The organism is Ferruginibacter paludis, assembly GCF_030409685.1.
Classification (GTDB): domain Bacteria; phylum Bacteroidota; class Bacteroidia; order Chitinophagales; family Chitinophagaceae; genus Ferruginibacter; species Ferruginibacter paludis.
Genome location: NZ_JAUFQJ010000014.1, coordinates 153521 through 174801, shown reverse-complemented (window position 1 = coordinate 174801; position 21281 = coordinate 153521). Strand labels below are relative to the sequence as shown.

Sequence of the window (21281 nt, the reverse complement as noted above, 5' to 3'; positions counted from 1 at the left end):
ATTAAAACTAGCTTGTTCTAAACAGCGGCCTTGCAATCGCTTCGCGGAAGGGCCATGGAATAGAGGCCAGAATCAATATAATAGCCAGGCCAAAAAAGATCAGCATTTTTTTGTGTTTTGCCACATCTGTGCCGGCTTTTTTAACGGTTGCCCTGCCCACATGCACCAACACCCATGCTACCAACATCATGGTTAAATGTTCCATGGTAAAAAAACGGGTATAAGGATCTTTCATGTTATTGCCCAAATCTTTCAGCCTGGCAAACCAGCCATTATTGAAATACAAAATCAACCCTACCAATAACTGTATATCACAGCTGATCATAAAAAACAAGTTGCTGCGGTTATCATTGGCAGTAAAAGAGCGCTTGCCAAAATAACCTGTCAGGCCGTTGATTAAAGTCCAAACCCCAAATAGTACCACTGCCCAGCGCAGTAAATTATGAATTACCAGTATTGCTTGCATAATATTCGTTTTTTTACAAAAGTAAGGGCAAACCCCTTCATCTATAAAAATTTGTTCAATAGTTTAAAGAAGATAAAAGCGGGCAGGAGCAGTGCAAAAATTGCGGACTGATTGCAATGCGATTTTTAAACGATGGAGCAAGTGTTTTGTTGTTTGCAGTAAAATTTTTCAGTAAGTGACTCCCGTATTAGTGGGGCTTATAAACGCAATGTATTTGCCTGCGGCAGGGTGGGTACCTTCTATTCTTAAATTTTGCTGTGGAATGTATTCGAAGGTCTCCCTGTTAGCATCAAACATGGTCGGCAATTCGTTCACGGTAATTTCGCGGGTTAACAAATATACAATACCCCTTTTACCTGGATAACTGGTAACAATATGTACCTCACTCTCTATTTTTATATTACTACCTCCAACAATAAAGTCAACGGTGGCTTCAAAACAATCTGCACCTAAAGGGTTGGTAAGTTTAAAATCCTGTATAAAATCACGCAGTGGCGGGCAGGCATACTTCATAGGTCGAAAGTAGAGACATATTTTTAAAAAGCAAAATATTTTAACGCAAAGGACCCTACGAAAAAATTTCACACAACGGCCGATGAAAAAGTTTTACATAGCGGGCACAACTAAAGCAAAGTAACAAAGTAATTATGCGTTGTTTTCTTTGATCCTCTGTTCGCTTTGTGTGAAATGGCTTCGTGTGAAACAAAATCGATTTATCTTTAGCTCCTATTAAATACGTTGCAATGACTAAGCCTGCTATATTTTTTTTCTCTTTATTATTCCTGGCGCTATCGATAACAGCACAACAAAAATCGCGGCCTGTTACCAGCGGCAACCCCTTATTTCCCGGCTGGTATGCCGATCCGGAAGGGGTGATTTTCGGAAAGCAATACTGGATTTATCCCACCACTTCAGATAAGTATGACAAGCAGGTTTTCTTCGATTGTTTTTCATCCCCCGATTTAATTACCTGGAAAAAGCATGACCATATTTTAGATACTTCGGCTGTACACTGGGCCAGGCGTGCTCTGTGGGCACCAGCGATTGTAGAAAAGGGCGGCAAATACTATTTATTTTTCGGCGCCAACGATATTCAAAACAACAATGAAAAAGGTGGTATTGGCGTGGCAGTGGCCGACAAGCCCGAAGGCCCGTTTAAAGATTATCTGGGCAAGCCACTGATAGACCAGTTTTATAATGGAGCCCAGCCCATTGATCAGTTCGTGTTTAAAGATGTTACCGGACAGTATTATATTATTTACGGCGGCTGGCAGCATTGTAACATTGCCCGGTTAAAAAGCGATTTTACTGGCCTGGAAACTTTTGAAGATGGTACCACCTTTAGGGAAATTACTCCCGGTGGCTACGTAGAAGGGCCCCTGATGTTTATCCGTAAAGGGCAGTATTACCTGATGTGGTCGGAGGGCGGATGGACAGGCCCGGACTACAGCGTAGCCTATGCTGTAGCCAAATCGCCTTTTGGTCCGTTTAAACGGATAGGTAAAATATTACAGCAGGATCCCTCTATCGCTACCGGCGCAGGACATCATTCAGTGATACAGGTTCCCGGTCAGGATAAATGGTACATTATTTACCACCGGCGGCCGTTGACGGAAACTGACGGCAATTCAAGGGAAACCTGTATTGAGCGAATGTATTTTGATACACAGGGACTGATCAAAAAAGTAACAATCACCAAAGCCGGCGTTGAAAAAAACAGGCTGAAATAAAAGTAATTCCATAGGCATTTAAATAGGCATTTCCCCCAAAAATAAACCGCCCGGATGCGGCACCCCTGCCCGTATGTTTTAAAGCATATCAAAATATGATTATCATCACAGAATAATTTTTTGATAGCGGCTAAATTGCAGCCGTTCTGACTTGCCCTGGCAAGGAGAGTTGTGTATTGTTGCAGGTATCCGTTAATCAAATACCACTCAGCAAACACAGATCAAACATATTCAGTTGTCTAAGACGTTATACCATGAGCAATTCAATACTTCCTTTATTAAAAAAATATGATGTACCAACGCCAAGGTACACCAGCTACCCCACCGTACCCTACTGGGATTTTTCTACCATCAATGAAGCAAGCTGGAAACAGGCTGTGCTGGAAACATTCGCTGAAGAAGCTGGGGAATTGTGCATTTATGTGCATCTTCCTTTTTGCGAAAATCTTTGTACTTTTTGCGCCTGCACCAAGCGTATTACTGTTAATCATTCCGTTGAAGATCCTTATATAGCAGCCGTTTTAAAAGAATGGCAAATTTACCGCTCGCTGCTGTCTGCCGCGCCGGTCATTAAAGAAATACATCTTGGCGGCGGTACACCCACTTTTTTTAGTCCGGAAAACCTGGTGCAGCTGATTAACGGCATTACAAAAGATGCGGTGGTAAATGCGGATCACGAATTTAGTGTTGAGGTACACCCCAACTATACAACAGAAGAACATTTGAAAAAGCTGGCAGAGGTGGGCTTTAACCGCATCAGCCTCGGCGTGCAGGATTTTGACCCCGTTGTTCAATTCGCCATCAACAGGGTGCAATCTTTTGAGCGTACCAAAGAAGTGGTTGACTGGGCAAGAAAATACAATTACAACAGCATCAATATCGATTTGATTTATGGCCTGCCGCATCAAACCGTACAAAGCGTGCAGTTTTCGGTTGAGAAAATTACAAGCTTAATGCCTGACAGGATCGCTTTTTATTCCTATGCGCATGTGCCCTGGAAAAGCAAGGGACAAAGAAGATACACAGAGGCCGACTTACCAGCTGCAGAACAAAAGTGGGAGATGTATAATAGGGGTAAAGAATTACTGGAAGCAGCAGGTTTTATAAGTATCGGCATGGACCATTTTGCTTTAAAGGATGATAAATTATTTACCGCTGCGGCGAGCGGGCAACTGCACCGCAATTTTATGGGTTATACCACCACCCAATCAAAACTCATCATTGGCTTGGGCGTTTCCAGCATAAGCGATTCATGGACTGCTTTTGCACAAAATGAAAAAGAAGTGGAAGCCTATGAAGAAAAAATCAACCAGGGAATATTACCGTTGGTAAATGGTCATTTGTTAAACGAAGAAGACCTGGTGATCCGTAAAAAAATACTTGAGCTGATGTGTGAAAGTAAAACCAGTCTGCACAAAGAATTGGCGAATGCAGATTTTAAATTGCATGTTTTTTCGGCATTGAATGCACTGGAAGCCGACGGCCTGGTAAAGATCACAGGCGATGATATACAGGTTACACCGAAAGGAAACTCATTTATCAGGAACATCAGTGCAGCGTTGGATATAAAACTATGGAAAAATGAAAGCACGGCAAAGACGTTTAGCAAAGCGATTTAACAAGTAAAAAATAAAAAATCAAAAGTAAAAACAAATGGGTCGGGGAGTTGATAGAAAGAACTGATTTCACCCGGCGAAATAAAAGCTTTATCAGCATCAAAAAAAGGTAGCGCAAAGAAATAAATCAGACATCAGACATAAAAATATATCGGTCATAAAAAATCACATCATCCATAATGACAAACCTTCAACCACACAAATTTCATATCCCGGTAATGGGCCTCGCTTTTACTGTTGACTCTCCAATAAAAGTTGCCCGTTTTGGTATCTCGTCTGTTATATCAATTGTAGAAGACCGCTTGATGGAAATGATGCGTAAACAATATTATCCTCTCATCAACCAACCCTACTTTGAGATCAGCAATCATGAAACAGATTTTCGTGCAAAGCGGGTTACCGATTACCTGAACCTGGTAAATACAATTGTACACAACCAGCTGGAAGCACTAAAAAAACTGCCTTTTGAAAAAGGGTCAGAAATAGTGCAGTATTTTGAAATGTTGCCCGATGACAACAAGCTGAAAGAACAATACCTGCAGATGCTGGCTTGTGAAAATGCAGAAGAAAAAGTAAAACTCGAAAATTACCTGAGAAGCCATATTTTGGCCGGCAGTATTGATGTAAACATCATGACGAAATTAGACCGCGAAAATGCCGGTAACACCGGTGCGGCTGCGGAAGACAGTTCAGATGCAGTAGCAGCGCTGAGAGGCTATGCGAACAGTAATCTTAAAAATTCATCCATTGTTTTTTCCGCAGGCTTAAATCCGCGGTTATACAATTACCTGGAAAAATGTTCCGCCTTTGAAGTAAATGAAGACGGCGGTTTTAATAAAAAAGTAATCATCAAAGTAAGCGACTACAGGTCGGCGCTGATACAGGGTAAATACCTGGCGAAGAAAGGAGTATGGGTAAGCGAGTTCAGGATTGAATCAGGCCTGAATTGTGGCGGGCATGCATTTGCCACAGATGGATTTTTGCTCGGCCCGATACTGGAAGAATTTAAAACAAAAAAGCAGGAACTGATTGATACATTGCTCGAAATTTTTAATGCTGCTGTACAAAAGAAAACAGGTAAAATATTTGTGTATCCACCTAATCAAATTATCAGTGTCCAGGGTGGCATTGGAACGGCAGGTGAAGATCATTTTTTACATAGCTATTATGGCGTAGAAAGTACCGGTTGGGGCACGCCTTTTTTACTGGTGCCCGAAGCAACTACTGTGGATGAACATACCATGGAGCTGTTGTGCAAAGCAAAAAAGGAAGATGTTGTATTAAGCCATAACTCTCCGCTGGGTGTGCGTTTTCATTACCTGAAAGGCACTACCAGTGATATCGAAAAACAGCAACGAATTCAAAAAAATAAACCGGGCAGCCCCTGTACAGAAAAACACCTGGCATTTAATACCGAGTTTGGCCCTGAACCCATTTGTACCGCCAGCCGTAAATACCAAAAGCTGAAAATCGCCGAACTGCAATCCATGGCGCTGCCCGAAAAGGAATACCAGCAACAACTGACAGGTGTATTAGCTAAAGAATGTTTATGTGTTGGATTGAGCAACGCCGCAACCATTAAATACGAACAGTTGTTTGTAAAAAATATGGATGCGGTTACTATTTGCCCCGGGCCGAATATCGCTTACTTCAACAAGGTGGTGACGTTGCAAACTATGACGGATCATATTTACGGTCGCACCAATATTATGGATGTTGCAGACAGGCCCAACCTGTTTGTAGCAGAACTGGGTCTTTACCTCAACTTTATAAAAGAGCAACTGGAAAATGAAAATGGAAAAGAGCCAGACGTCAAGAGAAAACGATACTACACTGAATTTTTTAAGAACCTCCATGACGGAATCAGTTATTATAAACAATTACCAGCCACACCGGAACTGAATTATACAGCCTTTATGCAGGCCATGCATGCGGCAGAACAAAGTGTAGGCTTGCTGGAAAATGAGCTGCAGGAACTTGCTGCGGAGAAAGGATTGGTGCAGGCCTGAGCGGGGAAATTTGAGTGCTGTAACAATTAGACAAATAGGTGCGAGCCTTTTGTGCGATTGCATGTCAATGTTATTTAAGTTGTTTAATTATGGTTAGGAACCCAGAAGCCTGCAACAATTTAAGATTTACCGGGAGAGAACGTATACGTGTTGATACACAAAACAAAAATGAGAGTTGATCTTATTGAAAGCTACTTCTGCAACCAGGCTAGTTCTGTATATTTCAAATTCAGCCTTATTAAAATACTTCCCCCAAATTTAAAAACACCCCTCTCGAACCATTCATGCCAAAGCCATAATCAATACAAAGATTGGTGTTGGAAAATTTGTTGAGCTTTACCCGCAGACCGGCACCAAAGCCCGGGGCGAGTACTGCCAATTGGGTAGCAAGGTTTTTTGAAAAGGATTGCACGTTGCCAAATACCACACCGCCGAGCAGGCCGTTACTTGCTATGCCAAAACGATATTCTGCTTCTGCATAAATCATGTCTTTCGCCCGGAAACGGCTCTGGATATAGCCGCGGCCGGTATTGTAAAAATCATCCCAGCCGGTGCTGGGCAGCAACAGATAGGGAGGCTTTGATTTAGCCAGAGTGAGCCAGTTAAAGCTCCACAGGGCAAGAATATTTTTGTCGCTGCCAAATAATTTAAAATATTTGCGAACGTCCATTTGCAACGACTGCCAGTTGTTATCGCTGCCCATAAATCTAAAATTGGGCCGGTATACAATATTGGCATAAGCGCCATTGCCCGGGTTGATCTGGTTGATGCGGGAGTCGTATAATAGTTTGAGCGCAATACCCGAAGCGGTTTCTGTCTGGCTAACACCATATTTTTGAAAAGAAGTTCTTACACCGGCGGGTGGATTTACTTCGGAGATGTTCCAGATATGGTCATAATAAATACCGGCACCAGCATACAGGTTCCGGTAAATTTTTGCCTGGATGGTTTGGTGCAGCTTGACATAATTATAATTTAAGGTATAGGCATCATCGTCTGTTGTTCTTGCGCCAAGTCCGTACGTTGTGGATGGGTATTTGATGAAACGGTAATCCAGCACGATGTTTAGTTGATTGTGCTTCGTCCAGAAATTAGCCAGCATGGGAAAAAGTATCTGGTGGTATTGGGTATAAGCAACGCTGGTAAGTATGCTGGAAATTTTTTGGTCGCGGCTGGTATCGGTATAAAAAGCGAGTCCTTCGCTTACAATAACTGCAAAACCCGTTTGCAGCGTATAGCCCGCCATGGGGAAAAAGCTGTTGTATATTTTATTTTTTTGCTGCCCTGTTTCGTCGTCAACAGCTGGGTTACTTTTAAATATTTTTTTAACTACATCTTTAATATCCTGTTGCGCCGGTGTGGCAGGTAAAGTGTTGTTGACCGTATAGGCTGAACGCTGCTCCGCACTGTCTTGTAACTGTTGCGCAGTAAGCAACGTGCAAACTGCAAGGCAAAGAAAAATTATTGGTATACTTTTTTTTAGAAACATTCTTTTTATTTCAATCCGGCAATTTTTGAAGTTGATAATAATGGCGCAAATAGTGCGGCCAGGCTTTAACAAATACTACCTGTTTCTCAGCAACGCTGCTACCAAACTACTCCATCCTGTTTGGTGCGAAGCGCCAACACCTCTTGCCGTATCGCCATGATAGTATTCATAAAATAAAATAAGGTCTTTATTTTCAGGTCGCTGATAAAACCAGCTTTCATCACCATTTACGGGGCGCATACCATTGCTGTTTACCTGGAATATAGAAATGATTCTTTCCGCCAGCCCGTCGGCTATTTGCTGCAAAGATGCCATATTGCCCGAGCCGGTTGGGTAGGGTAATTGTAAATTTTCTCCATAAAAAAAGTGCCGCTGTCTTAATGTTTGTACCAGTAGAAAATTAAGTGGCATCCATACCGGTCCACGCCAGTTGCTGTTGCCGCCAAACATGCCATTATCACTTTCACCGGGTACATAGCCGATGGAAAAATCAGTGTGATTGAATTGTAAATGAAAGGGATGTTGCTGATGATATTTTGACAAAGCCCTGATACCGCCTGGTGACAAAAATTCGTTCTCATCGAGCATTACGCCAAGCAGTTGTGATAACCTTTCCTTGTGTGATAATGACAGCAGGATATCACCCTTTTCGCTTACCTGTTCGCTGGGTAAAAAAAGGTTGTTTTGCAGCCGGTACTGCTTAATGTAATTCATTCGCTTTTTAAAATCGGGTAACTTTTGCAACGCCTCGTTAGTAATGATACCGGCGCCAAACAAAACACTCAGGCCAACAAGTGACCTTACTTTCAGTTTAATACTGCTGCCGTCTTCTGTATGCAGACTGTCGTAAAAAAACTGCTCATCTTCATCCCACAACGCTTCGTTCAGCGACCCAGCAATCAATACAAAATGTTCATAAAATTTGGTCACTACATCTTCGTAAGTAATATCCGTCTGCGCTATCTCCAGCGCCATTTCCATCATGTTCAAAGCATACATACCCATCCAGGCAGTTGCATCTACCTGCTCCAGAAAAGTCCCGGGGGGCAGACTGTTACGGTCTATCACACCGATATTATCCAGGCCTAAAAATCCACCTGTAAAAACATTGTTGCTGTTGGCGTCTTCCCGGTTGGCCCACCAGGTAAAATTCAGCATCAGTTTTTGAAAAATGCGTTTTAAAAAGGCGATATCAGTAGTGCCGTGAATTTCTTTTTCAAGCCGGTAAACCTGCAATGCAGCCCAGGCTTGTATCGGCGGGTTCACATCACTGAAATTCCATTCGTAAGCCGGTACCTGGGCGGTGGGGCTCATGTACCATTCTCTGCACAATAATATCAATTGGTTTTTTGCAAACACAGGATCAACCATGGCCAGGGGAATACAATGAAAACAAAGATCCCAGGCGGCAAACCAGGGATATTCCCATTTATCGGGCATAGATAAAACATCGGCTATTTTCAAATGCTCCCAGCCTGCATTGCGGCCGTGTTTTCTTTCTTCAGGCGGATGAATATTATGAGCATCACCGTTTAACCAGCGTTCAATATCGTATTGATAAAACTGCTTGCTCCACAATAACCCCGCAAAGGCCTGTCGTTGTATAATTGCATCATCTGTTGAAGCGTTTTTGGACAACAGCTTATCGTAAAATTCATCTGCTTCTTTTTTCCGTTCGGAAAAAGTCGTATGAAAGCCGGCGTCAAAAGGTTGCTGCAATTCATCTTTACTCAGTCTTAAAACAACTGTTTGTGATTCACCTGCCGGAATATTCAAACGATATACCGGTGAGTATTTTGTACCCCTTTCTTTATCCTGTAACAGTTGTTGTAAATCACTTTGCTCATAAACAATGGCGTCATGAAAAGCATCTTTTACCAAGGGGGAAGTGTTGGCGTAACCAAATACTTTTTGCGTATTGGTTTCATTTTCTGTCATCAGCGTTTCGGCAGTAAGCTGGTGGTATAAAAAATAGCTGCCTAATCTTTCGTGCGTAGCTTTTACAACACCAGCTGTTGGCAGCGGAGACTGTTTTTTCAACAGTGGCTTTTCATCTGTATCTCCAAACAACCAGCGGTTACGAAACCACAAAGTGGGCAATACAACGATAGGTGATGTGTTGTTACCATGGTTGATGATTGTTATTTCAATGCAGATATCTTCTGAATTATTTTTTGCATATCGTATGTTAACATCAAAATAATCATTGTCATTAAATATTCCGGTGTTCAGCAATTCAAATTCTGGTGCTGTTTTGGGTAGACTTCCATTGACTTCCACCAGCTGTTCGTAAGGAAACGCCGCCTGCGGATATTTGTACAAATAATGCATGTACGAGTGCGTTGGTGTATTGTCAAGGTAATAATACAACTCCTTTACATCCTCGCCGTGATTGCCTTCTATATTGGTCAATCCAAATAATCGTTCTTTTAAAATCGCATCTTTTCCATTCCACAAGGCGATAGCAAAACACAAATTCTGGTGCATATCACAGATGCCGGCAATGCCATCTTCGCCCCAGCGGTACACCCTGCTGCGGGATTGTTCGTGCGTAAAATAATTCCAGGCATCCCCATTGGCGCTGTAATCTTCCCTAACGGTTCCCCATTGCCGTTCACCCAGGTAAGGCCCCCATTTTTCCAGCGGCACTTCTTTTAATGCATTGGCATTTAACCGCCGCTGCTCTGCAGTTATATTTTGTTCTGACATGTATTTATTTTGTTTACCAGCAGTTGTTTTTCATGGCATCAACGTTGCGTCGCCCTCTTGTACTGCAAACCATTTTTGAACTTTATCCGCATTATTTAAACTGTGCTTTTTATTCTCCATCTTCTTCTCACAGTTCCCCCTTTATAAGGCATTAGCCTCCTGTTGAAAATCCTTCAAATACCGTCATGCCACCATCAATAAATATGCTGGCTCCGGTAATATAATCACTGTCATCACTTGCTAAAAAAACCGCCAGTTTGCCGATGTCTTCCGGTACACCAATGCGGTTATACGGTATCAGCGTCATCAGGCTGTTGTAGGCCTCAGGTGTATCCCAGGCTGATTTATTAATGGGTGTTTTAATGGCGCCGGGGCAAATGCTGTTCACACGAATTTTTTGTCCGCCATATTCCTGCGCCAGGCTTTGCATCAGCATCTTAATACCACCTTTACTGGTAGCATAATTCGCATGACCGCCCCATGGTATTAACTCGTGCACGCTGCTCATGCAAATGATTTTACCGAGGGCAACAGAACGATCGGCCACCATGCCCCTGCGCAAAAATTCTCTCACAGCTTCCCTTGCACATAAAAATTGCCCGGTCAAATTAATGTCTATCACCAGTTGCCATTGCGCCAATGTCATTTCATGAAATTTGGCATCTCTTTGCAAGCCCGCATTGTTTACCAAAATATCAATGGTACCAAACTGTTGCACGGCCTGCTGAAACATGCTGATCACCTGGTCTTCTTTGCTAACATCCGCCTGTATCGCAACGGCATTGCCCCCGGCTGCTTTTATCCGGTCAACTACTGCATTGGCTGCATCAGGATTTACTACATAATTTACTACCACATTGGCACCAGCTTCGCCCAGAGAAATGGCTACTCCTTCTCCGATGCCTGAATTGGCGCCCGTTACAAGTGCTGTTTGTCCGCTAAGTTTTTTTTCTGCCATAAGTTTTATTATTTTTTTAGAAGGATTTACTTGTACTTTATTTTATAAACAAGAATGATGCATGCAAAAATGAGTGTGACCGTATTGGCTACAAGAACGGGCATATTACCACTAAACAATCCAAACAGCAACCACAACAAGGTACCCAGCGCAAAGAGCGAATACATAAACAATGAGATGCCGCTGGTATCTTTTGTTTGAATGGTTTTAATAGCCTGCGGTAAAAAGGAACCGGTGGTGAGCGCCGCGGCAATAAAGCCTGTAATGGTAATAATATTCATTTGTGAAATAATTTTTTGCTGATATACGAAAGAGGTATAAGCCGCTTTCAATGTACAGCAGAATTAGGTTAATGACTAGTTATTGCAAAAATATAACAGATGAAGAAGTGGCTGACATGAGTGCGCACGATTAGCATAAACGTAATATTGATTAAAAGAGTAGTGATGAATAGCTTCTTATATCTTTGAGTCAACAAATAGCAAGCCATGAAAAAATTTTTTCTGCCAGGCATTTTATGTGTACTCTCTGCAATCGCTTACGGTCAGTTGGGAGTTCAGTATGATCCAACGATTCAGGCCACTAAAAACCTGCAGTACTTTAAGCCAAAAGGCGATTTGTTTGTGGGTGATTGCATCCCGTTTTCAAAAGATGGTACTTACTATTATTATTGGTTACTCGATTCGGCCCATCATAAAAGTTTAAATGGATTGGGTGGCCATCAATGGGTATTGAGTACCACCAACGATTTAAAAAACTGGAAGCAATATCCCATTGTACTGGGGATTGACGAACCCTGGGAAAAGTCGATCTGTACCGGTTCGGTAGTATTTTACAAAAATACTTATTATGCGTTTTATGCTACCAGGCTCATCAACCGTGAGGGTAAGGTGAACGAACAATTAAGTTACGCCACCAGTGCTGATGGTATTCATTTTCAAAAGCAACAACCCAATCCATTTTATACCTCAGCGCCAGGTTACAGCAAAAGGGAGTTCAGGGATCCAAAAGTTTTTGTAGATGAAAAAACGGGTGAGTTTCATTTGTTTGTTTCCAGCTGGCAGCAGAACACGGTGATGCAAAATGCGGGAGGTTGCCTGGTACATCTTACCTCAAAAGATTTAAAAACCTGGAACGTGCTGCAACCCGTGTTAACGGGGCAATCCTCCGTGCCGGAATGCCCGGATTATTTTTTGTGGAATGGCTGGTATTACCTGGTATACAGCCATGATAGTGAGACCTATTATGTAAAGTCACGAAGTCCATATGGCCCCTGGATTGAGCCGCCTTACCAGGCTTTGAATGAGTCGTGGGCCAATGTGGTAAAGACTGCTTCGTTTAAAAACGGCCGTCGTATTGCAGCCGCGTGGGTACCTTCCCGCAAGGACAACCTGGATGACAACGATGAAATCTTTGGGGGCAATTCCATATTCCGCGAAGTGATGCAATTGCCGGACGGTACATTGACTGCCAAATTTCCGGCAGAGATGATACCTGTAACAGCACCGGCAATGCCCTTTAAAATTGAAGCGGCATTGAATGCAACGAATGCAGGTAAAGACGCCGTGCAAGTCAACGCACCCAATGGTGTTGGCTCTGCCAGTATAAAAGATATTCCTGCCAGATGCCGCATAACATTGGAGATAACTCCGCAGGGACCTACTCAAGAATATGGCTTGTATTTGCGCTCGGACGATAAAGCCGATATTGGCTACCGGCTTAATTTTAGTGCCAATAACGCAATGGTTGATTTGGGTAACACCAACATAAAGGCGGTGAGCGGGTTAAGTAAAACAATTAAAGTGGACATCATTTTAAACGATGATATCATAGATGTTTGTATTGATAACCGTCGTTGCATTGTAAATCGTATGCCCGAACAAAAAGGACGTGTTGTTTGGTTATATGCCAAACATGGTGCAGTTCAATTTAAATCAATCAAAATAAATCCTATTGTAGACAACAATTAAAAAATTGATATGCTTTTAGGTTTCGATATTGGCGGTACCAAGTGCGCCGTTGTGTTGGGTACACTCGATGCAACAGGGCAGTTGATGGTAACAACTGCTACAACAGTTGCAACAGACAGACCCGCTTATGAAATGATCCGTTATTTATTTGCAGTGGCAGAGGAGCTGCTTGCCAAAAACCAGCTATCAATTGATGTTGTTGAAGGCATCGGTATCAGTTGTGGTGGCCCGTTGAGCAGTAAGAAGGGGCTCATTTTATCGCCGCCTAACCTGCCTGGCTGGGATAATATACCCATCGTTCAAATGACAGAAGAGCGATTTAATAAAAAGGCGTTTTTACAAAATGATGCCAACGCCTGTGCAGTGGCTGAATGGAAATATGGTGCAGGAAGAGGTTACAATAACCTAATCTTTTTAACCTTTGGTACAGGCATGGGTGCCGGGTTAATATTAGATGGAAAATTATATTCCGGTATTTCAGACCTGGCTGGTGAAGTTGGTCATTTACGCTTGTCGGATACAGGACCTGTCGGTTTCGGCAAATCAGGGTCTTTTGAAGGCTATTGCAGCGGTGGCGGCATTGCACAACTCGGCCAGATGAAAGCAAGGGAAAAAATACAGATGTGCGAGCCTGTAAGTTTTTGCAGTGGCATGGCAGACCTGGCAAACATTACCGCAAAGTCAGTTGCGGAAGCGGCCATGGAAGGCGACCCTGTGGCAATTGATGTGTATACAATATGCGCCAGACAATTGGGCAAAGGGCTTGCATTGTTAATTGATATTCTAAATCCGGAACTCATCATACTCGGCAGCATTTATGGAAGATCGAAGTCGCTGCTGGAGCCCGTGATGATGGAAGTAATACAAAAAGAAGCTATCCGGGATTCTGTTGATGCCTGTAAAATTGTGCCTGCCGGTCTTTCGGAAAATATCGGTAATATGGCGGCGCTCTCTTTGGCATTGATGAGCAAAGAAAAATAGGCTGCTCATATAGAATTAAGGTATTGGTGAATCGTCAATAGTGAATCAATGTCGTTTACTTAAGGAAATTCAGTTCCGGGGAAAAGGTGGTCGACCTTATTAAAAACTGATAACTATAAAAAGGTCGACCACCTTCATTCGCTAAGTAAACGACATTGAATAGTGAATGGGCGATGGCCTGACTTCTATCTTTTAAATGTCATAATTACTATTATTAATTTTGTTTGTCTTACCTTTCTTTTTTATCCTGAAATACAAATAACGATAAGCCATATTTTAAACCCTTAATCATCATAAATTTCCATTAAAACCGGAAATAAGAATGACAGGTGTTTAACTCATCAAAACCGGAACATTTTTTATGATTCTTACATATTCCCGCCAGGGTTTTATCCTGTTTTTCGCAATGCTTTTGCAAACGCTGCAAACCAATGCACAACAAACAGCATCCAAAACAAATTTTAATCAGGGCCCAACCTGGACTTCAGATAACGGTAATGGCACCTTTACCAATCCATTGTTTTACGATGAATTTTCTGACCCGGATTTAATAAGGGTAGGGGATGATTATTACCTCACCGGTACTGCCATGCATGCCATGCCGGGCCTTCCGGTTTTGCATTCAAAGGATCTGGTAAACTGGGACTTTGTTTGTTATGTTGTAGACAAACTCGATTTTGGCCCGGCGTACCGGCTGGAAAACGGACTGGATATTTATGGCCAGGGTATATGGGCACCCTGCCTGCGTCATCATAACGGGCAATTTTATATTTTCACCAATGTAAATGGTCAGACAACTCAACTCTTTACTGCAACCAACGCTGCCGGTCCGTGGACACAGACTAAAATGAAAAAATCATTTCATGACTTGTCTGTTTTGTTTGATGATGATGGTAAGGTATATGTTGTATGGGGATATGATGAAGTGCACCTCGCAGAGTTAACAGCAGACCTGACCGACACCAAACCCGGCACAGAGCAAGTGATTGTTCCCAAAGGAAGCGGTGCCGGCGAAGGTTGTCATTTCTATAAAATCAATGGCAGGTACTATATCACCAACACCAATTACGATCCGCTGTGTTACCAGGTTTGTCTGCGTGCTGATAAGCCAACAGGGCCGTACGAAATAAATGTGATGAGTGCCAAAGAAAACCTGGGTGTAGGCACGGGCTGGCAACACAAAAATATCCGCAAGGGGCCGCCTTTTGAGCTGATGCCCCCGGTTAAAAATTTTGTAGGCAGCATCCCGATGCACCAGGGCGGCATTGTACAAATTCAATCCGGTGAGTGGTGGGGATGGTCTATGCTGGATCATAATTCGGTAGGCCGCGTTACGGCATTGTCACCTGTAACATGGAAAGATGACTGGCCGTATTTTGGACTGCCGGGCAATTTAACACGTTCACCCAGAACCTGGATAAAACCCAGTACCGGATTTTCATCACCGCCGCATGCACCCTATCAACGATCTGATGATTTCGCCGCAGGTAAGTTGCAACCCATCTGGCAATGGAACCATGTGCCGGTTGATAAAAAATGGTCGCTGGTAAAACGCAAAGGATATCTGCGGTTGCAATCGCTGCCGGCACCGGATTTTTGGACAGCCCGTAATTCCCTCACGCAGCGGGCCATAGGCCCCGAGTCTGTAGCAACAACATCGATTGAAACCGGCGGATTAAAGAGCGGTGATGTAGCAGGACTGGCATTGTTAAACCTGCCTTATGCGTGGATAGGCATTAGCAAAGAAGACGGTACAACTAAAATAAAAATGTTTGATCATCAAACCGGGAAGGTTACTATTGCAAAAGCAACAGCCTCCAGGTTATGGCTTCGTGTGCACTGCGATTTTGATACGGAAAAGGCGGTGTTCAGTTACAGCAGCGACGGAAATATTTTTCGTGATTTGGGCGATACAATCATCATGGTATTTCAGCTCAGAACATTCCAGGGCGTTCGGTTTTCTCTTTTCAATTTCAACACAAGCAACATTGAAGGTGGCTACGCCGACTTTGATGATTTTATTGTACAGGAGCCCCGGCCACATGGACTCACGCAGCCCATTCCTTATGGTAAAGTCATCACGTTAACCAGCCTTGCAGATAGTACTCTTTTGGTAAACTGGAAAGATTTTGTGCGGCCTCTGCCAGGCAAAGATCGTTTTGCAGAAGGCGGGCATGCCCATTTTCGGGTACTTGACCGGGGTAATGGGCGCATCGCGTTACAATCTTTAGTTGACAGTGGTTTTGTTACCGTGAAAGGCTTGGGTGGTATGGCAGAAGTAAGGATTGAAAAGGAAGAGAAAGGTGAAGCATCCCTGTTTCAATGGCAGGATATGTTACGCGGCGACCTGATGCTAATGTCAATTGCGACACACAGGTATCTTATTGCTGATCCCAATGCCAAAAGTCTTACCTCGGCAGATGCAGCAGGTACAAGGCCGGACAGAAAAGATGGCAGTTGTTTTACATGGAAAATTATTGAGTAATAAATATTGATTAAAAATGATGAGAAAGTTGAACGCAACGGTGGGTGGCTTACTGCTTTTGTTGGCAGGACAGTTAACAATTCAGGCGCAGGCGCAAAAAAAACTAACAGGTAAAAATTACACTGCCTACCTGTTCGCTTATTTTACAGGCAATCAAAAAAGCGAAGAGGCCATCCATTTTGCATTGAGCAATGATGGGTACAATTTCAGGGCATTAAATAATGATCACCCGGTGATTGCTTCGGAAAAAATCAGTTCGTCCGGCGGCGTGCGGGATCCACATATTTTACGGGGTGAGGATAGAAAAACTTTTTATATGGTGGCAACGGATATGGTTTCGGATAAAGGCTGGAATTCAAACCGGGCCATGGTTTTATTAAAATCAACAGACCTTGTCAACTGGACGTCCAGTGTGGTGAATATTCAAAGCCGCTTCCCCGGAAATGACAGCCTGCTTAGGGTATGGGCGCCGCAAACCATCTATGATGCCAAAGCCGGGAAGTATATGATCTACTGGTCGATGAAATATGGCAGTGGTCCTGATAAAATTTATTATGCTTATGCCAATACTGAATTCACCAACCTTGATACATCGCCTGAACAATTGTTTTACAGCCCCACCAACAGTTCGTGTATTGACGGCGAAATAATTTTTAAGGATGGCAAATATCATTTGTTCTTTAAAACTGAAGGCACTGGCGATGGAATTAAAATTGCTGTATCGGATCAGCTGACAAAGGGATATACATTGCAGGATAAATATGTGCAGCAAACCAAAGACCAGGTAGAAGGTGCGGGCGTCTTTAAACTGAACAATGGAGAAGGATACATCCTGATGTATGATGTGTATGTAAAAGGAAAATACCAGTTTACAAAAACAAAAGACCTGGAACATTTTACCGTGGTGGACCAGGCGGTAACGATGAACTTTCATCCCCGCCACGGAACGGTAATGCCCATTACAACACAGGAGGCAGAAAGATTAGTTGGTAAATGGGGAACTGCAGCAGATATCATCGGTTCAGCCAATGCCAGCAAAATCAAAAAGATCAATATAAAGGCAGACACTGCAAAAAGTACTTTATTCCTGTCTGTAAAACCGGGAACAAATTTAGATGCCTTTAACCCATCTTTTATTGCTTTTCCGGGGGCGAAAATAGCACCGGCTGGGCTGCAGAATTTCACAAAAGGGCCGGTTGAATATCAAATTACAATCAAAGGACAGGCGCCGAAAAAATGGTTTGTATCGGTAGCAGAAAACCACAATCCTGTCCTGGATGGTTTTTATGCGGACCCTGATATTTTGTATTCTCACAAAACAAATAAATTTTATCTCTATCCTACAAGTGATGGTTTTAACAACTGGTCGGGCACTTATTTCAAAACATTTTCATCAACCAATTTAGTTAATTGGAAAGATGAAGGTGTGATACTGGACTTGAACAAAGATGTAAGCTGGGCCAAACGAAATGCCTGGGCGCCTTGTATACAGGAAAAGAAAGTGGGGAACAGCTACAAATATTTTTTCTATTTTACCGCTGCACAAAAAATTGGAGTAGCTGTTGCAGATGATCCTGCCGGGCCATTTGTTGACTCGGGTAAACCACTTATTGATAAGTTGCCGGAAGGCATTAAAGGTGGGCAGCAAATAGATCCCGATGTATTTGCAGACCCGCAAACAGGCAAGACCTATTTATACTGGGGCAATGGTTATATGGCCTGCGCCGAACTCAATGACAATATGATTTCGTTGAAACAGGAGACCGTAAAAGTAATTACGCCAGACAATACATTCCGCGAAGGCAGCACTGTTTTTTTCAGAAACGGACAATATTATTTTCTTTGGTCAGAGGACGATACAAGAAGTGAAAATTATAAAGTACGGTATGGTACAAGCAGTTCTCCCACCGGGCCGATATCTATACCAGCAAAAAACCTGGTGATAGCAAAAGATACGGCTGCAGGTATTTACGCTACAGGGCACAATAGTGTTATACAAATTCCGGGTAAAGACGAATGGTACATTGTTTATCACCGTTTCAATTATCCCAATGGAATTAAGATGGGCGATGCGGCAGGTTATAACCGGGAAGTATGTATTGATAAACTGCAGTTTAATATAGACGGATCTATAAAGCAGATAACACCCACACATAAAGGTATTAAAGCGGTTATGTTACATTGATGTGCTTTAAAATAATGTTCAAAATCCATCAAATCGTACCTTCTGAAGAAGCTTTTGTTTGCGACAAAAAAAATTGATTGTATGACAAAAAAATTATCACTTTTTTGCTTCTTATTCTTCAAAATAATGCCTGTTTGTTTTGCCAACAAACCCGATTCAGTTTACCTTCTTTCTTATACCACCAGCAAAAGCAATAATACCAACGGATTACATTTTGCCTGGAGCCAGGACCTTACAAAATGGGAAAGCGTCGGCAATGAATTTACTTTTTTATGGAGTGATTATGGCCGGTGGGGTACTCAAAAAAAGATGATCAATCCCTATGTAATATTGGGCAGGAACAATGAATGGGAATGTGTGTGGCAATTGAATGAACAGGATCATGCATTTGCACATGCTTCATCCAATGATCTTGTTTACTGGGGCAGGCAGAGTTATCCCGTTTTAAATAAGGGTGTTAATTGCCTGCAGCCAATCATCTGGTATAACGCTTCAGCTGACAATTATACCGTTGTCTACAAAAGCAATGACGGTAAATGCTATGCGGTTTCAACCACTGATTTTAAATCCTATACACCAGCTGCCGAAGTTGCCCCAGCTGCTTATAATGATGAAAGTATTACTGCGATAATTGATGGGGTAACTGTAAAAGGTCAGATGCATAAAGTAGCATGGGCCGTGGTTCAAAAACTCAACCAAACATACGAAGCATCCTCTTTTAAAAGGACGGAAAACAGTGAGACAACAGTACAGCATGCACAACGTTTTGCAGAGTTGAAACTGGTGGATGTAAAACTGAGTTTACTTCCCGCAAAAGCAAAAGCCATCAGTGATATGTTGCTCGGTATTTTTTTTGAAGACATTAATTATGCCGCAGATGGAGGGTTGTATGCAGAGCTGATTCAAAACCGTGATTTTGAATATTCGCTTGCAGATAAGGAAGGAAATGATACAGCCTGGAACAGTACCAATTCATGGTCTGTAAAAGGTACTGGCACAGCATTTACTATTGATTCCGTTTCGCCGGTTCACAAGAATAATTTACACTACGCAGTTTTAAAAACCGTAACTACGGGAGCGGCTTTAACCAATACTGGCTTTGATGGTATCAATGTAAAGAAAGGAGATCAGTACAACTGTTCCCTTTTTGTAAAAAGAAATATTGGTCGTGGAAATTTATTGATAAAGCTCGTTGGTAACAATAATGTGGTGCTTTCGGAAGCTGTTGTTAATGCATCCACTTCATCATGGAAAAAGATTTCGGTTGTACTTACCTCCAGCGCAGACGCAAAGGATGCATATATTGCATTACTACCATTGTCAGCAGGAAGCCTGTCGCTTGATATGGTTTCGCTGTTTCCCAAAAATACATTTAAGGCAAGACCCAACGGGCTTAGGGCTGATCTTGCCCAAACCATCGCCGATATACATCCACGTTTTGTGCGCTTCCCGGGTGGTAGTGTGGCGCACGGTGATGGCCTCGGCAATATCTACCGCTGGAAGAATACCATTGGTCCGCTGGAATCAAGGAAACCACAACGGAATTTATGGGGCTATCACCAGAGTGCGGGCCTTGGCTACTTTGAGTATTTTCGTTTTTGCGAAGATATTGGTGCAGAGCCTGTGCCGGTGCTTGCCGCAGGCGTTCCATGCCAGAATTCAGCAGTTGGCGGTGGCGGCCAGCAGGGCGGTATACCGATGAATGAAATGGATGAATATGTGCAGGATATTCTGGACCTGGTAGAGTATGCAAACGGGCCAGTTACAACAGAGTGGGGGAAGAAGCGTGCTGCAGCCGGTCATCCAAAACCATTTAATTTAAAATACATCGGAATCGGCAACGAAGATTTAATTACAGATATTTTTGAAGAACGCTATACAATGATCCTTCGTGCAATGAAACAGCAGCATCCGGAAATAACCGTCATCGGTACGGTGGGCCCGACCTTTGAAGGAACGGATTACGAAGAAGGCTGGCGGCTTGCAGATAAGCTTTCCATTGCCGCAGTGGACGAACATTATTACCAGTCGCCCGGGTGGTTTATCAACAACCAATCCTTCTACGATAAATATGACCGCACCAAATCAAAAGTATACTTGGGCGAATATGCGGCTCATCTTCCCGGCAGGCCAAGCAATATTGAAACGGCGCTGGCAGAAGCCTTATATCTAACTGCACTGGAACGCAATGGCGATGTGGTTACCATGTCATCGTATGCACCGTTACTTGCCAAAGAAGCCCACACGCAATGGAAGCCCGACCTGATTTATTTTGACAATGCGGTAGTAAAAACAACAACAGATTATGAGGTGCAAAAGTTGTTTGGACAAAATTCGGGCAATGAATATCTGCCTGCGGAGGTAATTATTTCCAGCAGCCAGGATGCTGTAAAGAAACGGATCGCCACGTCAATTGTCCGAGACACAAAAACGGGCGATGTAATTGTAAAAATGATTAACCTTTTGCCTGTTGCAACAACAGTTACGATTGATTTAAAAGGAATCAATATTGCGAATACCAGCGCAATAAAAACAGTGCTCGCAGGTAAGCCGGCCGATACGAATAGTCGCCCGATTGTATCGTCTATCAGCATCGGGCAAACCTTTACAGCTTCGTTGGCTGATTATTCATTTACTGTTGTCCGTATTAAAACAAGGGAGTAATCACTTTAAATTTCTATTC

14 protein-coding genes are annotated in these 21281 nt (G+C 42.8%); 8 read left to right on the top strand and 6 right to left on the bottom strand.

Going from position 1 to position 21281, the window contains the following annotated elements:
- Positions 1–7 precede the first annotated feature (7 nt).
- Positions 8–466, bottom strand: coding sequence for a hypothetical protein (locus QWZ08_RS20330; RefSeq protein ID WP_290339382.1), 459 nt, complete (start codon positions 464–466; stop codon positions 8–10).
- Positions 467–634: 168 nt separating this feature from the next.
- Positions 635–979 (bottom strand): hypothetical protein, encoded by a 345-nt coding sequence (locus QWZ08_RS20325; RefSeq protein ID WP_290339381.1) that lies wholly within the window; start codon positions 977–979, stop codon positions 635–637.
- A gap of 230 nt (positions 980–1209) precedes the next feature.
- Here QWZ08_RS20325 and QWZ08_RS20320 point away from each other — a divergent pair, with 230 nt between their 5' ends.
- From QWZ08_RS20320 to QWZ08_RS20310, 3 genes are all read left to right on the top strand, one after another.
- A complete protein-coding gene (locus QWZ08_RS20320) occupies positions 1210–2196 on the top strand; it encodes a glycoside hydrolase family 43 protein (protein ID WP_290339380.1) in 987 nt (328 codons plus the stop codon).
- Positions 2197–2450: 254 nt separating this feature from the next.
- The gene (gene hemN / locus QWZ08_RS20315; protein WP_290339379.1) at positions 2451–3815 is read left to right on the top strand and encodes an oxygen-independent coproporphyrinogen III oxidase; all 1365 of its coding nucleotides are present in this window, start codon (positions 2451–2453) and stop codon (positions 3813–3815) included.
- 176 nt (positions 3816–3991) lie between these two features.
- Positions 3992–5821 (top strand): hypothetical protein, encoded by a 1830-nt coding sequence (locus QWZ08_RS20310; protein WP_290339378.1) that lies wholly within the window; start codon positions 3992–3994, stop codon positions 5819–5821.
- 238 nt (positions 5822–6059) lie between these two features.
- Here the strand turns inward: QWZ08_RS20310 and QWZ08_RS20305 are convergent, their stop codons facing one another.
- The 4 genes from QWZ08_RS20305 to QWZ08_RS20290 all read right to left on the bottom strand — a co-directional run bounded on the left by QWZ08_RS20305 (position 6060) and on the right by QWZ08_RS20290 (position 11258).
- Entirely contained in the window at positions 6060–7310 is a 1251-nt protein-coding gene (locus QWZ08_RS20305; protein WP_290339377.1) for a BamA/TamA family outer membrane protein, read from the bottom strand.
- Between the two features lie 75 nt (positions 7311–7385).
- Complete coding sequence (locus tag QWZ08_RS20300) at positions 7386–10019, bottom strand: MGH1-like glycoside hydrolase domain-containing protein (RefSeq protein WP_290339376.1); 2634 nt, start codon at positions 10017–10019, stop codon at positions 7386–7388.
- A 151-nt stretch (positions 10020–10170) separates the two neighbouring features.
- Entirely contained in the window at positions 10171–10977 is an 807-nt protein-coding gene (locus QWZ08_RS20295) for a glucose 1-dehydrogenase (protein WP_290339375.1), read from the bottom strand.
- 26 nt (positions 10978–11003) lie between these two features.
- Positions 11004–11258 carry a SemiSWEET transporter gene (locus QWZ08_RS20290; protein ID WP_290339374.1) on the bottom strand — a complete coding sequence of 85 codons (255 nt, stop codon included), beginning with the start codon at positions 11256–11258 and terminating at the stop codon, positions 11004–11006.
- 207 nt (positions 11259–11465) lie between these two features.
- On the opposite strand from QWZ08_RS20290, the gene QWZ08_RS20285 reads away from it, so the two are divergent.
- The 5 genes from QWZ08_RS20285 (at position 11466) to QWZ08_RS20265 (ending at position 21262) form a co-directional block, all read left to right on the top strand.
- Positions 11466–12947 carry a family 43 glycosylhydrolase gene (locus QWZ08_RS20285; RefSeq protein WP_290339372.1) on the top strand — a complete coding sequence of 494 codons (1482 nt, stop codon included), beginning with the start codon at positions 11466–11468 and terminating at the stop codon, positions 12945–12947.
- A 9-nt stretch (positions 12948–12956) separates the two neighbouring features.
- A complete protein-coding gene (locus QWZ08_RS20280) occupies positions 12957–13928 on the top strand; it encodes an ROK family protein (protein ID WP_290339371.1) in 972 nt (323 codons plus the stop codon).
- Positions 13929–14289: 361 nt separating this feature from the next.
- Complete coding sequence (locus QWZ08_RS20275) at positions 14290–16413, top strand: glycoside hydrolase family 43 protein (RefSeq protein ID WP_290339370.1); 2124 nt, start codon at positions 14290–14292, stop codon at positions 16411–16413.
- Between the two features lie 16 nt (positions 16414–16429).
- Positions 16430–18598 carry a glycoside hydrolase family 43 protein gene (locus QWZ08_RS20270; RefSeq protein WP_290339369.1) on the top strand — a complete coding sequence of 723 codons (2169 nt, stop codon included), beginning with the start codon at positions 16430–16432 and terminating at the stop codon, positions 18596–18598.
- A gap of 81 nt (positions 18599–18679) precedes the next feature.
- Positions 18680–21262 (top strand): alpha-L-arabinofuranosidase family protein, encoded by a 2583-nt coding sequence (locus QWZ08_RS20265; RefSeq protein ID WP_290339368.1) that lies wholly within the window; start codon positions 18680–18682, stop codon positions 21260–21262.
- Positions 21263–21281 lie beyond the last annotated feature (19 nt).

Excerpts from the sequence above, each read along its gene's own strand:
- QWZ08_RS20330 (WP_290339382.1), bottom strand. The coding sequence starts at position 466 with ATGCAAGCAATACTGGTAATTCATAATTTACTGCGCTGGGCAGTGGTA.
- QWZ08_RS20325 (WP_290339381.1), bottom strand. The coding sequence starts at position 979 with ATGAAGTATGCCTGCCCGCCACTGCGTGATTTTATACAGGATTTTAAA.
- QWZ08_RS20320 (WP_290339380.1), top strand. The coding sequence starts at position 1,210 with ATGACTAAGCCTGCTATATTTTTTTTCTCTTTATTATTCCTGGCGCTA.
- hemN (WP_290339379.1), top strand. The coding sequence starts at position 2,451 with ATGAGCAATTCAATACTTCCTTTATTAAAAAAATATGATGTACCAACG.
- QWZ08_RS20310 (WP_290339378.1), top strand. The coding sequence starts at position 3,992 with ATGACAAACCTTCAACCACACAAATTTCATATCCCGGTAATGGGCCTC.
- QWZ08_RS20305 (WP_290339377.1), bottom strand. The coding sequence starts at position 7,310 with ATGTTTCTAAAAAAAAGTATACCAATAATTTTTCTTTGCCTTGCAGTT.
- QWZ08_RS20300 (WP_290339376.1), bottom strand. The coding sequence starts at position 10,019 with ATGTCAGAACAAAATATAACTGCAGAGCAGCGGCGGTTAAATGCCAAT.
- QWZ08_RS20295 (WP_290339375.1), bottom strand. The coding sequence starts at position 10,977 with ATGGCAGAAAAAAAACTTAGCGGACAAACAGCACTTGTAACGGGCGCC.
- QWZ08_RS20290 (WP_290339374.1), bottom strand. The coding sequence starts at position 11,258 with ATGAATATTATTACCATTACAGGCTTTATTGCCGCGGCGCTCACCACC.
- QWZ08_RS20285 (WP_290339372.1), top strand. The coding sequence starts at position 11,466 with ATGAAAAAATTTTTTCTGCCAGGCATTTTATGTGTACTCTCTGCAATC.
- QWZ08_RS20280 (WP_290339371.1), top strand. The coding sequence starts at position 12,957 with ATGCTTTTAGGTTTCGATATTGGCGGTACCAAGTGCGCCGTTGTGTTG.
- QWZ08_RS20275 (WP_290339370.1), top strand. The coding sequence starts at position 14,290 with ATGATTCTTACATATTCCCGCCAGGGTTTTATCCTGTTTTTCGCAATG.
- QWZ08_RS20270 (WP_290339369.1), top strand. The coding sequence starts at position 16,430 with ATGATGAGAAAGTTGAACGCAACGGTGGGTGGCTTACTGCTTTTGTTG.
- QWZ08_RS20265 (WP_290339368.1), top strand. The coding sequence starts at position 18,680 with ATGACAAAAAAATTATCACTTTTTTGCTTCTTATTCTTCAAAATAATG.